Raw genomic sequence first — 13,773 nt, 5'->3', positions numbered from 1 at the left:
TGTGGACAACCGCGCGCCATCCCCTTGGCGCGCGTTTTCATTTCTGGCAGGTTTGACCCATGTCTTTGCCCCCCGGATTTCTGGATGAACTGCGCACGCGCCTCAGCCTGTCTCAGGTTGTTGGGCGTAAGGTCATGTGGGACCAGCGCAAATCCAATCAGGGCAAGGGGGATATGTGGGCGCCTTGCCCCTTTCATCACGAAAAGACCGCCTCGTTCCACGTCGATGACCAAAAGGGATTCTATTATTGCTTTGGCTGCCACGCCAAAGGGGACGCGATCAGTTTTGTGAAAGAGACCGAGAATGTCTCTTTCATAGAAGCCGTGGAAATTCTGGCGCGCGAGGCCGGGATGCCGATGCCCGCGCGTGATACCAAGGCGCAGGAAAAGCAGGACCGCCGTTCACAGCTGGCCGAGGTGATGGAACAGGCTGTGCAGTTCTTTCGTTTGCAACTCAAGACTGGGGCAGGGGCGGCGGCACGTGATTATTTGACACGTCGCGGTCTTGACGCGAAGGCGCTGGACCGTTGGGAAATCGGTTTCGCACCCGAGGGCTGGCAGGCTCTGTGGGATCATCTAACCGGTAAGAGTGTCTCCGAGGACCTGATCCTTGGGGCCGGGCTGGCCAAGCCGTCGAACAAAGGTAAGAAACCCTATGATACGTTCCGCAACCGCATCATGTACCCGATCCGCGACCCGCGCGGGCGGTGCATTGCGTTTGGTGGCCGGGCGATGGATCCCAATGACAACGCCAAATACCTGAACTCGCCCGAGACCGATCTGTTCGACAAAGGCCGCAGCCTCTACAACCATGGCCCCGCACGACAGGCGGCAGGCAAGGGGCAGACTTTGGTTGTGGCCGAGGGCTATATGGACGTGATCGCTTTGGCTGAGGCCGGGTTTGGCGCGTCGGTTGCGCCATTGGGGACTGCGATTACCGAGCATCAGTTGCAACTACTTTGGCGCATCTCTGACGAGCCGATCATCGCTTTGGATGGCGATACGGCAGGGCTGCGCGCGGCGATGCGAGCGGTCGATTTGGCACTGCCGTTGCTGGAAGCGGGCAAATCCTTGCGTTTTGCCTTGATGCCCGAAGGCAAGGATCCCGACGATTTGCTGCGCGCCGAAGGTTCGGGGGCGGTGCAGGGTGTGCTGGATGCTGCAATCCCGATGGTCAAACTGCTCTGGCAACGCGAGACGGAAGGCAAGGTCTTTGACAGCCCCGAACGCAAAGCGGCGCTGGATAAATCCCTGCGAGAGAAGATCAAGCTGATCCGCGACCCCTCGATCCGATCGCACTACGGGCAGGAAATTAAGGACCTGCGCTGGCAATTGTTTCGCCCACAGCGACAATCACAAAATCGCCCGTGGCAACCGCGCGGAAAATGGCAGCCGCAGGCACAGCCTGCCACGCCAGGCGCACGGGCGTCATTTCTGGCCTCGGCTGAGAATGCGGATATTCAACTGCGCGAAGCGGCAATTCTCGCGATTGCCATCCTGAATCCACAAGTTGTCGTGCAATTCGAAACTCAGCTGGAAGAAATGGATTGCCACGACCCTGATCATGCGGCCTTGCGGGGAGCAATCCTGCGCCATGCCATCGACGATCCGGACAATCTGCAGGATCACATCATGCAAACTTTGGGACCGGAACCCCTTGAAAACCTGCTGGCCCTTCGCCATGTCGCAGTGATCCCCTGTGTGTACAAACCGGGCGACGTTGAAAAGGCCGAGATGACGCTGGCCGAGGAACTCGCAAAGATCAAAGCGCTCCAGGGGTTGGATGCTGAGATTGCCGAAGCGGCAGAGGAATTGTCTGATCTGGCCGATGAGGCGCTGACATATCGGCTGGCGCAAGCCGCCGAAGAGCGCAACCGTACAAGCCGCAGCCAGAACGAAGACAGGGCCGTTTTCGACATCGCCGACAATGGTGCGCGAATCAACCGCGATGAGAAAGACGCGTTTGAGGCCATCACGTCTGGCATCAAATTCGAACGGAAACATCGATGAAGTGGTGTTTTCGTAAGGCACTGGAAAAGAAAAACGGGTAAACGGGTGGCCGAATCACTTCTACGCGCTAATGATTCGGTTCAAACGAATCACCCATCCCTGCAGGAGCATTGAATGGCCGCCAAGGATACGAACGAAGACCGCAAATCCGACGAGCAGGAACAGGAAATCTCGCTGGACATGAGCCAGGCCCAGGTCAAGAAGATGATCGCCGAGGCTCGCGAGAAAGGTTACATCACCTACGACCAGCTCAATCAGGTTCTGCCGCCTGATCAGGTCAGCTCGGAACAGATCGAAGATGTTATGTCGATGCTGTCCGAGATGGGCATCAACATCATCGAAGATGAAGAAGCCGAAGAAGAAGAAAACAAAGGCTCGACCGAACTGGTCACCACCGAAGGTCCGCGCGAGGTTGCGCTGGCTGGTGCTGCAACCGAAAAGCTGGATCGCACCGATGACCCCGTACGCATGTATCTGCGCGAGATGGGTTCAGTCGAACTGCTGAGCCGCGAGGGCGAGATTGCTATCGCCAAGCGGATCGAAGCCGGTCGGAACACCATGATCGCTGGTCTGTGCGAAAGCCCGCTGACCTTCCAAGCGATCACCATCTGGCATGACGAACTTTTGTCCGAAGACATTCTGCTGCGGGACGTCATCGATCTGGAAACCACTTTCGGCAACCAGATGGATGAAGACGGCGAGGTTGAAGAGCCGGTTGTCGATACCTCATCGGTGCAGGCGGCCAAGCCTGCCAAGGATGAGGGGCCGGAGCTTGACGCTGACGGCAACCCGATTGCCAATGATGATGACGATGATGACGACGATCAGGCCAACATGTCCCTGGCCGCGATGGAAGCAGCGCTGAAGGATCAGGTTCTTACCACGCTGGAACGCATCTCGACCGACTTCGCTATGCTGTCCGAAATGCAGGACAGCCGGATTTCTGCGACGCTGAATGAGGATGGCACTTTCAGCGCGAAGGACGAAGAAACCTATCAGAAGCTGCGCGCTGAGATTGTTGAACTGGTGAATGGTCTTCACCTGCACAACAACCGGATCGAAGCTCTGATCGACCAGCTTTATGGCATCAATCGCCGGATTATGTCACTGGACAGCTCGATGGTGAAGCTGGCTGACCAGGCTCGCATCAACCGTCGCGAGTTCATTGATGCTTATCGTGGGCGCGAGCTAGATCCGAACTGGTTGGCTGAAATGGCTGAAAAGCCGGGTCGGGGTTGGCAGATGTTCATCGAACGCTCGACCGAAAAGGTTGAGGAACTGCGCAACGACATGGCCCAAGTCGGCCAATATGTCGGTCTCGATATCCCTGAATTCCGCCGCATCGTGCAGCAGGTTCAGAAGGGTGAGAAAGAGGCGCGGCAAGCCAAGAAGGAAATGGTCGAGGCCAACCTGCGTCTGGTGATCTCGATTGCCAAAAAGTACACGAACCGCGGCCTGCAATTCCTTGATCTTATTCAGGAAGGTAACATCGGCCTGATGAAGGCGGTGGACAAGTTCGAATACCGCCGGGGCTATAAGTTCTCGACCTATGCAACCTGGTGGATCCGTCAGGCGATCACGCGTTCGATCGCGGATCAGGCGCGCACGATCCGTATCCCGGTGCATATGATCGAAACGATCAACAAGCTGGTCCGGACAGGTCGTCAGATGCTGCACGAAATCGGCCGCGAGCCAACGCCGGAAGAACTGGCCGAAAAGCTGCAAATGCCGCTTGAGAAGGTGCGCAAGGTGATGAAAATCGCCAAGGAGCCGATCAGCCTTGAGACACCAATCGGTGACGAGGAAGACAGCCAGCTGGGCGATTTCATCGAAGACAAGAATGCCGTGCTGCCGCTGGACAGCGCCATTCAGGAAAACCTCAAGGAAACCACCACACGGGTTCTGGCCTCTCTCACCCCGCGTGAAGAGCGGGTTCTGCGGATGCGCTTTGGCATCGGCATGAACACCGACCACACGCTGGAAGAGGTCGGTCAGCAGTTCAGCGTGACGCGCGAACGTATCCGCCAGATCGAGGCGAAGGCGCTGCGTAAGCTGAAACACCCGAGTAGGTCGCGTAAATTGCGGTCCTTCCTGGATCAGTAAATCGAAAGGCGCCTCATCCCGAGGCGCTTTTTTCTTTCGCCCGCTCACAATGACTGAACTTCAAATCAAATTGGCGGGAATTCGCAAGGAGTCCGGCGATGCCATCTTTATATCGCCGCTGTCCACTCATGGACAGGCCGGGGCGAGGTGATTGGGCTGATGACCCCCGGCCACGTTGTAGCTTCATGAAAGCGGATGAGAGACACGTTTGCGAAAAGCAGTCGGGGCCTGACCCGTCCAACGTTTGAAGGCGGTGGAAAACGCAGCCTGATCGGAATAACCGAGCGAATACGAGATCTCGGACAGATGCATACCGTTCTTGATAAAGGTCTGCGCCAGGTCACATCGTAAATCTTCAACAATCTCGCGATATGAAGTGCCTTCGTCAGCCAGGCGGCGAGCCAATGTTCGAGGGCTTAGGCCGAGCTGGGAGGCGGCGTCGTCCACCTGTACGATTCCCCCCGGCATCGCATCTGTGATCAACCCTTCGATCTGTGCTCGGGTTTTCTGTCTTGGCGACTGTCTTTCGGCCAGCAGGCGTTCGCCAAATTCAACCAAATGCGCGCGCAGGCTAGGGTCGTAAGTTGGGATCGGTGTTTCCAGCGAGGGCAGCGACAGGATGATTTCCAAGCGTTCGGCCCCGAAGGTAACTGGGAAACCTCCGATCTTCTGGTAGGTGGCTTGGTGTTGCCCAACTGTGTGCTGAAACCGTATCTCAATCGGATTCAGATTCAACTGAGTCAACGCCCGCATCCGGGCGATGGCGCCAAACAGCAGGAACTCGGTCCGCCGATGATAGCGGGAAAAGCTCGGGTCTTTCCAATCGGCCTCAAGCGAGGCAGCGTTACCTGAAAGGCGCAGATTGAAGGCCAGGGCCGGGTCGATAATGCCATGAAACCGCGCCGTATTCTCGATCACCTGCTTCAGATCACGAGAGTATTTGCTGATATAGGCCGTAATGCTGGAAGAAGAACTGAATTCCAGACCCGCCCGCGCGCCAAAGGTGATATCGCCAAGTGCATCGCAGGCGTGTCGGACAAACAGCGCTTCTTTGTGGGCGCTGTACCTTTTGGCAGGCGGTTCAATATCGCTGCGGGTCAATGCGCAGTCACTCAGGACCTGTTCCACCACGGTCGCGCTTGCGTGATCCTCAAGGGTCCGTGTCAGCAATTGAATGCGTGAAATGTCGACGTCCATCACCCAGCCCAAAAAACGCGTTACTGTAATACCGTTACCCTAGCGGCAAACCGTGGCAATGCGCCAGCCTCGGTGCTGATACCCAGGAATTGACCGCAACTCACAAAGATATGGCAGAAATGGCCATGTCCGTAGCCTTGGCCAATAGCTACATGACCGGTGTTGTCGGGTCAGCGCCTTTTGGGGAAAAGGTCAGAGCCTGAGCGAGCGGTCCACCAAGCCGTTTCAACGGGTTCCCCGGCACGCCCCTCTCATTCTTCTGGTCAGTCATGTCGCATTGCTGCGGCGCATTCGACGTGACAGCATCACGGGGAACCTTTTGTTATTTCTTGATCTCTCGTGGCTGATGATCTTTCCATCGATACAGATTTGATCGTCTTCGACGGTGAATGCGTGCTGTGTTCAGGGTTTTTTCACTTCATGTTGCGCCATGATCGAGATCAGAAATTTCTATTTGCAACTGCGCAGTCACCGCTTGGGCAGCAGCTTTATACTCTCCTGAACCTGCCGACAGACGAATTTGAAACCAATTTGGTGATCGTCAAAGGAAAGGTGCACCAAAATCTCGACGCATTTGCCGCTGCGATGCGTGCATTATATGTTCCGTGGCGGGTATTGTCCTTGTGTCGATACCTGCCGAGGTTTCTGAAGAACCCGCTGTACCGGATGATTGCCCGTAACAGATATGCGCTATTTTGGCGGCGGGATGAGTGCCTGGTTCCTGATCCTTCTCTCAGATCGCGGTTTGCCCAAGATGGATTCTGATCGTGATCCATTCCTGCAGGCGCTGGGTATAGATGAAGCTGTGCCTGGATTGGTCAGGGATTTGCACAGCGGGGAAGGTCGCTACTCTGGTCGATGCAGCATTCAGCGTGGCCGAGGCGTTTTGGTCGCTCTGGCACTTCGCATCGGACGATTTCCACCTGCGGGCGAAGATTTGCCGGTCACCCTTACGATTCGAAAGTCCGGCGCATATTGGCAATGGGAACGGGATTTCGCAGGCCACAAAACGCGTTCACGGATCACTTTTGATCCGCTGTGTGGCATGGTGCGGGAACAGATCGGCGGGCTGACAATATGGTTGCAGCCGGTGCGAACTGATAAGGGGCTGACCATTGAGATCCGCCGCCTCGCTTTATTTGGCATTCCGTGTCCGGGGTTTCTTTTGCCACCTTCCGGATCGACCGAGGCTGAGGACGCACAATTGAGGTTTCGCTTTGACATTTCGGCGACAGCACCGGGATTGGGGCGCTTGATCCGCTATGAGGGATGGTTAGAGCCTGTTCACGAACCACGTGGGTCAAGCTGACATGATCGTTAGTTCGCTGTGCTGACGATGGCGACGCACTAGTCTATATTTCACATGGAAACAGGAAGATGGTCACAATGAAACAGACAATACTTTGCGCATTTGCAGCACTGCTTATGACCAGCTCTGCGGGCGTTGTCGATGCAGCGCCGAACGGTTATCGAACAGAACCGATGAGCGGCACAGACTTCGAGGTCATTCCAAGGACACGTCAGGATACTGATGGATATTGGTGCGCCGCTGCTGATTTTGCCCGCCGGAAATTGGGTGCTGGGTGGCAGCAACAAATCTACGTTCTGCGCGGCTACGGCCCCAGCGTGACAACGGGACGCCGGACGGCGGTACAGTTCACACTGAAACAACCCGCCAATGTCCCGCAGAAAGGCAGCTTTTCGGTCACAGCCGGGTTCCAGCCGGGTGACAGCATGTCGGTACAGGGCGCAAATGCGCGGTGCGGCGTCCGTCCGTTTATCAATTGACCTGCGATGCAGACAGAATTCTCGATCCAGACACAGGGCGTGGGGCTCTATGAGATTACCGCCCCTGTGCGCAGTTGGCTGAGGCCGGTTTCGGACGGTTTGCTGACGCTCTTTGTACGCCACACTTCTTGTTCGCTGCTTATTCAGGAAAACGCCGACCCCGAGGTGCAGACTGACCTGCGCGCATTCTTTGATCGGTTGGTGCCGCAATCGGATCATCCGTCGATGGCTTATCTGCGCCACACCTATGAGGGGCCGGACGACATGCCAGCCCATATCAAGGCCGCGATGATGCCTGTATCGCTGTCGATACCGGTGTCAGATGGGGTACCTGCGCTGGGCACATGGCAGGGGATATATCTGTTTGAACACCGCAACGCGCCGCATGAAAGAAAGGTCGCTGCGCATTTTGGGTGACGCTTTATATTGGGGTGGAAAATTCCGACTACCCAAACTCTAGAGGCTGTCCTATAGTTGTGGATAAGTAAGCCGCAGCGCTTACAAAAAGTGGCCAGCTAGGGACGAGGAGACGGCGGATGCGCTGCCCGTTTTGCGGAAATATCGATACTCAGGTCAAAGATTCACGCCCGGCAGAGGATCACGTCGCGATCCGCAGACGGCGGTTCTGCCCGGCCTGCGGCGGACGGTTCACCACCTATGAACGCGTGCAACTGCGTGATCTGGTCGTCATCAAAACCAACGGTAAGCGCGAAGACTTCGACCGCGACAAGCTGGAACGCTCGATCCGTATTTCGATGCAGAAGCGGCCCATTGATCCCGATCGGATTGATCAGATGATCTCCGGTATCGTGCGCCGTCTTGAAAGCATGGGGGAAACCGATATCCCTTCGAATAAAATCGGTGAAATTGTAATGGAAGCGCTGGCCCGGATTGATACGGTCGCATATGTTCGCTTTGCGAGTGTGTACAAGAATTTCCAGGCGGCCGATGATTTCGAGGAGTTTGTCCACGAGTTGCGCCCGCCGCAACCTTCGACGGATGAGTGAGCGATACAGATAAGCGATATATGGCGCTGGCCCTATCATTGGGGCGGCGCGGCCAAGGCACCTGCTGGCCGAATCCGTCCGTCGGGTGTGTCGTCGTGCGCGATGAACGCATCGTTGGTCGCGGCTGGACGCAGCCCGGGGGTCGTCCGCATGCAGAACCTATGGCTCTGACGCAGGCGGGTAAGGCCGCGCGAGGTGCCACCGCCTATGTCTCGCTTGAACCCTGTTCACACTACGGAAAGACGCCGCCCTGTGCCGAAGCGCTGATTGCGGCCGGTGTTACCCGTGTGGTCTCGGCGATCGAAGACAGCGATCCTCGGGTCGCAGGGCAAGGGTTTGCCATGTTGCGCGAGGCCGGGATTGAGGTCACCACCGGTGTTCTGGCGGAACAGGCAGCACGCGACCACGCAGGGTTTTTCCTGAAAACCGAGCAGGGCCGCCCGTTTGTGACTTTGAAACTGGCCAGCAGCTTTGATGGACGGATTGCTACGGAAACCGGGCACAGTCAGTGGATCACAGGTCCAAATGCTCGCCGCGCGGTGCATGCGATGCGTGCGCGCCACGATGCGGTGATGGTTGGGGCAGGGACAGCGCGCGCCGATGACCCGTCGCTGACGGTTCGTGATCTGGGCGTGCAGCATCAGCCGGTGCGCGTGGTGGTCTCGCGTCATCTGGATTTGCCCTTGATGGGGCAACTTGCGCGAACCGCGTCCGATATCCCTGTCTGGCTCTGTCACGGCCCCCATCCAGACCCCGAGCGTGCGCGTGCGTGGGAGGGGTTGGGTGCCCGTCTGATCCCTTGTGCGCTGGATGGTCATCACGTGGATGCGGCTGATCTGTTGCAGCAGCTTGGGCAGGCCGGATTGACGCGTGTCTTTTGCGAAGGCGGATCAGCATTGGCTGCATCTTTGCTAAAGGGCGATCTGGTCGATGAGTTGGTCGGTTTTACAGCGGGGCTGACCATCGGGGCCGAAGGTCTGTCCGCGATCGGGGCACTGAGGCTTGATACTCTGGATACTGCCCCCCGATTTGATCTGATCGAAACACAGGTCGTTGGCGGCGATATCCTACATCGCTGGGCGCGCGTGACGCACTAGCCTTCAGCGCCACCAATGCGCATGCGTCGCCAGTGCGCCCTGAAATTTGGCCAAGATGCGATTTACGGGTCCGGTAGGGGATGGCGTACCCTGCGCAAGCCGTTCGACCGCGATTTCGACGGGGCAGGTCTGTCCCGTCACCGGATCGAGATAGCGGGGGTAGTCAATCAGCGTTGCGTGCACCAATCCCATCAACGAAGGCCGCGCGCCACGTCGCGCAGGCACCGCCCCCAGATCACTCGTCAGCCCCCAACCGGCATAGAACGGCGCACCGAGAGTGGTGACCCGGACGCCACGCAGCAAAGCCTCGAACCCCAGCAGAGAGGTCATAGTCCAGACCTCATCCACCTGTCCAAGCAGGGTGGAAGGATCGGTGCCTTCTACATTGACATCGGCCAGATCAGTTTCGATCTTGCCGTCGCGCAGACCAGCTTCGACATCCGGGTGCGGTTTATAGATCAACACAGCGTCGGGATTGGCCTCGCGCGCCGCTCGCAGCAGATCGAGATTGGTGCGGATATTGCTTGTTCCCATTCGGATCGAGGCGTCATCTTCAACCTGACCTGGCACTAGAACGCGACGCCCCTCCGGTAGGTCCGGGGCGGGGTGGCCGATGTTGTACTTGCTTAGGCCCTCGGTCAGCAGCTGGGCTGTCAGCCGCTCGGCGCGGAGCCTCTGATCAGGGCGCAAGGTTTCGCGCGTGGTGATCCATTCTTCCAGGCGGCTGGGATGCGTTGGATCGTAGTAGATGCCGATATCATCGGTCACCAGCGACAGCGGTGGAACCAGCTCCGCGCCCAACCCGCGGGATCGTAAAAAGCCATCCTCAATCCGGGTTGCATTCAGCGTCTCACCGGCTCGGCTGGCCCAGACCATATGGGGTTGTTTGGTGTTCTCTGGCTGCTCGGCCACGAAACGCACCTTATGGTGCTGGCCGAAAATGCGTTGCAGGTGGCGGCGTTTCCATACCCGCATCCCGGAGGCGGTCCAGCCTTTGTGGTCCTGCCGCCAGGCCCGGGTTTGCGCCTCAAGCGTATCGAGCACGCATTCCAATTCGCACAGGCGATCATGGTAGGGATCGTACCAACGCGGATACAAGATCATCGCAGCTGCAAAAAGCTGCGCCCGCGTAAGATTCCGTTGGCGACGGAGCAGGGGTGCATCATCTTGCGTCAGCCCCCACCCAGCGTAGAATGGTTGCCCGAACACGCGAGGTTTGTGCCCGGCCAATATCGCCTCAAATCCCATCTGCGAGGACAGCGTGTAAACCCCGATGGCCCCTTCAAGCAGCGACCATGGGCTGATGGGGCTGTCCAGGATCGACACCCTGTCACTCAGGTCTTGATCGGAAAAATAGCCTTTGCGGTGGCCTGCCGTGGTTTCAGGATGGCTTTTGATGAGGATGCGCGCACCGGGGTTTTCCTCTTGCGCGATGACCAGCATCTCGCGGAACCGTGCATAGTCGCCGTTGCTTGCGGTGACGGCAGCATCTCCCTGCGTCTGGTCGATCACTAGAACGTAGCCAGGATCGGGAGGCGTCAGATCAAGGTCAAAGGCCGAGTATTTGCTCAGATGCAGCTCTCGGATGCGCGCGATTGCGCCTCGCGCGCGATCCAGCAGGGCGGTGTCATCCAGCGGATGCGTGGCTAACAGAGTTTCCAGATCCGAAGGCACACTCGGATCAAAATGCAGACCCGATCGATCCAACAACAGACCCATGGGTGCCTCACCGCTTCGTCCAGGGTGCAGAGACCGCAGGAACGCGTCTTCGACCCTCAGGACGGGCACATCGCGTTTCTGCGCGATACCCATTCCCCGATGGGCTGTCGGGCTGTTGCCCCAGACCCCGACCAGATCGTCTGGCTGTGGCAGACCAAGCCGGATGTCATACCCGGCCAGAGACAATATACGACGCAGCCGCGACTGTGTCAGGAACCCACCGTTGTAAACAAAAAGCCGGGAGCGTTCGCCCCCGGCCGTGTTCTCCGATTCAGAGAGCATTCATCAGTTACCCGTAAGCGTCGCCACATTCGCAAATGGCGTCAGACCTCCAGCAATCAGCGAGACAGATTTGCTCCACTGTGCATATGGGGCCTCGGTGACGTATATCGTGTCATCGTCTCGGATCACGAAATCGCGGGCGATGAACAGGCCATTGGGCGCGGTCAGGTTCAGCAAATAGATCATGCGCTGATCACCCTGTAGCTCGGGACGTCCCATGACATTGCGCGCCACATCCTGCCGTTCCTCACGCAGAACAAAAATACCGGTCGGGTCTGAGGATAGCGGCTGTAGGCCTCCGACCTGTGCCAGCGCCTCAAGGGCGGATAGGTCCTGACTTTCAAAGGCCACGCGGGATTGCCCGCCGGTCGAACCCAGCGCGATGTATGAGCGGCTGTCCTGTTCGACCAGAATGCGATCGCCGCCGCGCAGGGCGATATCGGTTTCCGGGTTGCGGAACAGATCGTCGTACCAGATGGTTCCTCTTTGCTTGCCCCTGATCACAGTGACCAATGCGATATCGGATGCAACTGCCACCCCGCCAGCTTGCGCGAGCATGGTCGACAACGAGCCAGTTGGTCGCTCAATCGGATAGATTCCCGGCGCGCCGATAGTTCCGGTCAGAGAAACGGTCGACCCATCGCCCGGAGTGCGCGACACTTGGACCTGCGGATCCGGAGTCTGTTCCTCCAGCTTCGAGGAAATTAACGTGCGGAGCTGTTCGGGCGTATTGCCCGCTGCACGCAGCCGCCCTGCATAAGGAACAAATATGTAACCTTCGCTGTCGACCTGCACCTGATCCAGAACGGTTGCGCCACCGGCTGCGGAACTTAGCAACCCATCCTCGACATTTTCCCAGATGCTGAGACTCAGAATATCGCCGGGGCGTACGGTATCGGATGCGACGCTTTGCGCGCTGCGGAAGGATTTCGAAAACCCGTATTGCGGAATCACCGATGTGGCCCGCGCAACACGGTCGTCGACCTCAACCACAAAGGCGTTACCCCCGTTTTCGACCGACCCGGCTAGAATTTCGTTTTTGTTCGGCCCGGATTTGGGAAGCTGGCATGCTGCCAGCAGGCCAAGGGTCGCCACAAGGGAAACCCCCCGGATCCATCGGGTAGGAAAGCGCTGCACTGCCGATTTACCTCAATCGTCTTTGTTTTGTGAAGGTTACCCGCATCGCTTCGAAACATCCAGCAGCAGGTTGCCCGCGATCATTCAACAACGCGCAACTGTGGCGTTGTGGCCTCTTTATCGGAGAGCAACCCTTGATAGGGGTCCTGAGCCGATAGCATCATGTCAGCCGCCCGCCGCAGCAATTGACGACGCCCTTGGCGAGAATAGAACCCCCCGGGGACTTGGCAGGTTTCCAGAAGAAATTGGCGATAGGCCCGATAGGCCTTGCCGCCCGGGGCATCTGGCTGGGCAAAGAATGCCTCAATCGATTGCCGAGATACGAATTCGGGCTTGTCATAAACCGACTGCCCAAAAATTCGCAAAGGTATGCCACGCCATAGAACCTGCTGGCCTGCCGTGGAATTCACCGTCACGGCGGATTTTGCATCGTCTAGCAACCTGGCCAGCTTACCACCGGGCACATAGTGAATTCGGTTTGTGATGCCGTGCTGTGCTGCAAGCTGGCGCGCCCGCAGCCGCAGCGGTTCACGGTGGTTCTCAAGCGGGTGTTCCTTGATGACAAGGTGGTGATGCGCAGGGGCGCCTTTGGCGAATCCGGCGATCACTTGTTCGAGAAAATCGGACATACCGGAAAAATCCGAGTGATATTGGACCGAGCTGTCATGCCCCAATTGCAACAGCACAAGGTGATAGGGAAAACCGCTCCACCTGACCTGAGCTGTGGCCCAGCCCCGCTGTAGCCTGTGAATGGGCATCAGTGTCAGGCGTTTGAAGTATAGACGAAACTCTTTCGAGACCGGCAGCTCTCGATGGGGTCGGAATTTCTGATATCTGCGGTTCAGAAACAGCACAAACCAGTGATAGAGGGCACCGTAAAAGATGTGCTGGCGCATATCGCCCCAATGGGAAGGCGGTGGGGGTGCGTGCCCTTCGGACTGTTCCAGCGCCGTCCGCATCTGCGCCACATCCAGTTCCATCAGGCGTGAGTTTCCGTTCGACCCGTTTCGTTCATACGTCACCCACCATGGGCGCAGGTAGCCTTCTTCAAACACATGAACCGTGATCCCGTGTGCTTTGGCAATCTCAACTGCTCGTGCATGCACGGGCCGGGTGTCGCCATAGAGCACGATATCGGTCACATCATAGTGGGTGAGCAATTCGCTTAAGGTCTCCGGCCAATCATCTGGCGCGCCGCGATATGGAATGTAACTGGATTTGTCGCCCCAGAAAGCCTGATCGCCCGCGTTGAAGCCGACCCGCCAGACCTGAGCACCCGCAGCCCGCAGCATCCGACCAAGCGCGTTAAAGAACGGACCATGCGGTCCCTGTAGAAACAGGAACACACGCTGGTCGGGGCAAGCGGTCAAGGGTGCCATGCAATCTGCTCGTCTAGTGGCCTTGTGGTGCGTTTGTATAAAATTATGCCTCTTT

Annotated in this window: 12 protein-coding genes; 8 read left to right on the top strand and 4 right to left on the bottom strand. The window is 57.7% G+C overall.

The genetic code is table 11. The features are described 5' to 3' along the window. Positions 1-59 precede the first annotated feature (59 nt). Together dnaG and rpoD are read left to right on the top strand one after the other, a co-directional pair. On the top strand, positions 60-2,009 hold the full coding sequence (gene dnaG, locus ACR0BI_RS05060) for a DNA primase (RefSeq protein ID WP_480561319.1): 1,950 nt from the start codon (positions 60-62) through the stop codon (positions 2,007-2,009). Between the two features lie 114 nt (positions 2,010-2,123). Then, on the top strand, positions 2,124-4,112 hold the full coding sequence (gene rpoD / locus ACR0BI_RS05055; protein ID WP_170396291.1) for an RNA polymerase sigma factor RpoD: 1,989 nt from the start codon (positions 2,124-2,126) through the stop codon (positions 4,110-4,112). 183 nt (positions 4,113-4,295) lie between these two features. On the opposite strand, the gene ACR0BI_RS05050 is transcribed toward rpoD, so the two are convergent. Then, positions 4,296-5,309 (bottom strand): helix-turn-helix domain-containing protein, encoded by a 1,014-nt coding sequence (locus tag ACR0BI_RS05050; protein ID WP_170396293.1) that lies wholly within the window; start codon positions 5,307-5,309, stop codon positions 4,296-4,298. A gap of 339 nt (positions 5,310-5,648) precedes the next feature. On the opposite strand from ACR0BI_RS05050, the gene ACR0BI_RS05045 reads away from it, so the two are divergent. The 6 genes from ACR0BI_RS05045 to ribD all read left to right on the top strand — a co-directional run bounded on the left by ACR0BI_RS05045 (position 5,649) and on the right by ribD (position 9,201). Beyond that, positions 5,649-6,074, top strand: coding sequence for a thiol-disulfide oxidoreductase DCC family protein (locus ACR0BI_RS05045; protein ID WP_480561320.1), 426 nt, complete (start codon positions 5,649-5,651; stop codon positions 6,072-6,074). Further along, the gene (locus ACR0BI_RS05040) at positions 6,064-6,618 is read left to right on the top strand and encodes a DUF4166 domain-containing protein (RefSeq protein ID WP_480561321.1); all 555 of its coding nucleotides are present in this window, start codon (positions 6,064-6,066) and stop codon (positions 6,616-6,618) included. Before ACR0BI_RS05045 ends, ACR0BI_RS05040 begins: the two co-directional genes overlap by 11 nt. A gap of 77 nt (positions 6,619-6,695) precedes the next feature. Beyond that, on the top strand, positions 6,696-7,097 hold the full coding sequence (locus ACR0BI_RS05035; protein ID WP_255612048.1) for a hypothetical protein: 402 nt from the start codon (positions 6,696-6,698) through the stop codon (positions 7,095-7,097). Between the two features lie 6 nt (positions 7,098-7,103). Further along, positions 7,104-7,514, top strand: coding sequence for a secondary thiamine-phosphate synthase enzyme YjbQ (locus ACR0BI_RS05030; protein WP_170403327.1), 411 nt, complete (start codon positions 7,104-7,106; stop codon positions 7,512-7,514). Positions 7,515-7,633: 119 nt separating this feature from the next. Then, positions 7,634-8,104, top strand: a complete 471-nt coding sequence (gene nrdR, locus ACR0BI_RS05025) for a transcriptional regulator NrdR (RefSeq protein WP_039534475.1) — start codon at positions 7,634-7,636, stop codon at positions 8,102-8,104. Further along, complete coding sequence (gene ribD / locus ACR0BI_RS05020) at positions 8,101-9,201, top strand: bifunctional diaminohydroxyphosphoribosylaminopyrimidine deaminase/5-amino-6-(5-phosphoribosylamino)uracil reductase RibD (protein ID WP_255612049.1); 1,101 nt, start codon at positions 8,101-8,103, stop codon at positions 9,199-9,201. The genes nrdR and ribD overlap by 4 nt, the downstream gene beginning before the upstream one ends. 3 nt (positions 9,202-9,204) lie before the next feature. On the opposite strand, the gene ACR0BI_RS05015 is transcribed toward ribD, so the two are convergent. The 3 genes from ACR0BI_RS05015 to ACR0BI_RS05005 all read right to left on the bottom strand — a co-directional run bounded on the left by ACR0BI_RS05015 (position 9,205) and on the right by ACR0BI_RS05005 (position 13,718). Continuing rightward, positions 9,205-11,202 (bottom strand): capsular polysaccharide biosynthesis protein, encoded by a 1,998-nt coding sequence (locus ACR0BI_RS05015; protein ID WP_480561322.1) that lies wholly within the window; start codon positions 11,200-11,202, stop codon positions 9,205-9,207. A gap of 3 nt (positions 11,203-11,205) precedes the next feature. Next, the gene (locus tag ACR0BI_RS05010; RefSeq protein WP_170396306.1) at positions 11,206-12,339 is read right to left on the bottom strand and encodes a polysaccharide biosynthesis/export family protein; all 1,134 of its coding nucleotides are present in this window, start codon (positions 12,337-12,339) and stop codon (positions 11,206-11,208) included. An 80-nt stretch (positions 12,340-12,419) separates the two neighbouring features. Further along, complete coding sequence (locus ACR0BI_RS05005) at positions 12,420-13,718, bottom strand: capsular biosynthesis protein (RefSeq protein ID WP_170608903.1); 1,299 nt, start codon at positions 13,716-13,718, stop codon at positions 12,420-12,422. Positions 13,719-13,773 lie beyond the last annotated feature (55 nt).

It is taken from the genome of Ruegeria sp. E5 (genome assembly GCF_056534105.1).
Note: the sequence above shows the minus strand (reverse complement) of the source record. Positions and strands in the feature narration are given on the sequence as shown.

What these genes read in the sequence shown, in the direction of transcription:
- dnaG (WP_480561319.1), top strand. Translation starts at nt 60, where the DNA reads ATGTCTTTGCCCCCCGGATTTCTGGATGAACTGCGCACGCGCCTCAGC.
- rpoD (WP_170396291.1), top strand. Translation starts at nt 2,124, where the DNA reads ATGGCCGCCAAGGATACGAACGAAGACCGCAAATCCGACGAGCAGGAA.
- ACR0BI_RS05050 (WP_170396293.1), bottom strand. Translation starts at nt 5,309, where the DNA reads ATGGACGTCGACATTTCACGCATTCAATTGCTGACACGGACCCTTGAG.
- ACR0BI_RS05040 (WP_480561321.1), top strand. Translation starts at nt 6,064, where the DNA reads ATGGATTCTGATCGTGATCCATTCCTGCAGGCGCTGGGTATAGATGAA.
- ACR0BI_RS05035 (WP_255612048.1), top strand. Translation starts at nt 6,696, where the DNA reads ATGAAACAGACAATACTTTGCGCATTTGCAGCACTGCTTATGACCAGC.
- ACR0BI_RS05030 (WP_170403327.1), top strand. Translation starts at nt 7,104, where the DNA reads ATGCAGACAGAATTCTCGATCCAGACACAGGGCGTGGGGCTCTATGAG.
- nrdR (WP_039534475.1), top strand. Translation starts at nt 7,634, where the DNA reads ATGCGCTGCCCGTTTTGCGGAAATATCGATACTCAGGTCAAAGATTCA.
- ACR0BI_RS05015 (WP_480561322.1), bottom strand. Translation starts at nt 11,202, where the DNA reads ATGCTCTCTGAATCGGAGAACACGGCCGGGGGCGAACGCTCCCGGCTT.
- ACR0BI_RS05005 (WP_170608903.1), bottom strand. Translation starts at nt 13,718, where the DNA reads ATGGCACCCTTGACCGCTTGCCCCGACCAGCGTGTGTTCCTGTTTCTA.